Origin of the sequence: Aquabacterium sp. G14, assembly GCF_037482285.1 — a bacterium.
GTDB lineage: Bacteria > Pseudomonadota > Gammaproteobacteria > Burkholderiales > Burkholderiaceae_C > Aquabacterium.
On record NZ_JBBEYB010000040.1, the window covers coordinates 1 to 1,396 of the forward strand.

The following is a 1,396-nucleotide window of genomic DNA, read 5'->3' on the forward strand; positions in this document are numbered from 1 at the left end:
GAACTACCGCAAGTACGCCGAGCACTACCTTGCTGGCTTCGCCTACAGGTTCAACCGCCGCTTCGATCTGCGTGGTCTGGTCGCAAGTCTCATCGTCGACGTCGTGAGAGCAAAGCCCATCAAGGAAAAGACGGTCAGGTCGCATGCTGAGGCACGTTTCTAATCAGGTCCCGGCTTTGGTGGTCTGGTTAAAAGCATCTATGACAAGACAGGCACAGTGCCGACGCCCATTGAAGACAAGGCCTTCAAGAATTCTCAATTCGACGCCACACTGAACCTGCTCGAAGACCGTTTGCCCGGCCAAAGGCGAGGGTTAGCCATGCGCAAAGCACTTGCCGAAGCACTCAAGCCCAAGCTGCGCAAGAAGGGAGCCACCGACACACATGCCGCCTTGCTTCACCTTGCTCGGAATCGGCAAGGCATGCTGCGTCTCGTAACCACCAACTTTGATCGCGTCTTTGAATGGGTCGCAAAACGTGAGCGCAAGCCGTTCATCGGCCATGTGGCCCCCATGCTGCCCATCCCTAAAAGCAGCCGTTGGGATGGATTGGTCTATCTCCATGGCGCTTTGCCCGAGAAACCAGACGACAGTAGCCTGAACCGGCTTGTGGTAACCAGCGGCGACTTTGGTCTTGCCTATTTGACTGAACGCTGGGCGGCCCGTTTTGTCAGCGAGCTTTTTCGTAACTACGTCGTTTGCTTTGTCGGCTACAGCATCAACGATCCTGTGATGCGGTACATGATGGACGCCTTGGCGGCCGATCGAATGCTTGGGGAGGTCACACCACAAGCCTGGGCACTGGGTGAATGCACGCCAGGTGACGAGGCTAACCAAACCATTGAATGGAGGGCCAAAGGCGTCAACCCCATTCTGTATGCGGTGCCCGCAGGCACCTACGACCACTCCGCCCTGCACCGAACCCTAAAGGTATGGGCCGAAACATACCGTGATGGCGTAAACGGCAAGGAGCAGATCGTTGTCAGCCACGCGTTGGCCCGCCCCTCGGCAAGCACTCAGCAAGACGACTTCGTGGGCCGCATGCTGTGGGCACTGTCTGACAAGACGGGCATCCCCGCCCAAAAGTTTGCGGACTTCAATCCTGTGCCCTCACTGGATTGGCTCTTCGATGCCTTCACGCAGGATCACTTTGGGCACACTGACCTTAGCCGGTTTGATGTGCCCCCGCGCGATGAGAAAGACGACAAACTGGCGTTCAGCCTTGCTCGAAGGCCTGCGCCTTACAGTCGCGCACCCTGGATGCAACTGACTGTTGGCGCCTACCGAAAACTGAGCCACTTATGAGGGGTGTGCCGATCTAAAACTGAGCCAGGTGTTCAACCTACTCTGCTGCTTTTTGATGCAGCGGGGTTCGAGGAGTGATCACCATGGACATGA

The 1,396-nt window shown here is 56.9% G+C and carries 1 protein-coding gene and 1 pseudogene; both read left to right on the plus strand.

Annotated elements, in window-relative coordinates; translation table 11 throughout:
- Window positions 1-163 (plus strand): annotated as a pseudogene (locus WIT60_RS16945) (IS1595 family transposase); the annotation flags it as partial.
- 54 nt (window positions 164-217) lie between these two features.
- Entirely contained in the window at window positions 218-1,303 is a 1,086-nt protein-coding gene (locus WIT60_RS16840; protein ID WP_339584975.1) for an SIR2 family protein, read from the plus strand.
- Window positions 1,304-1,396: the final 93 nt, after the last annotated feature.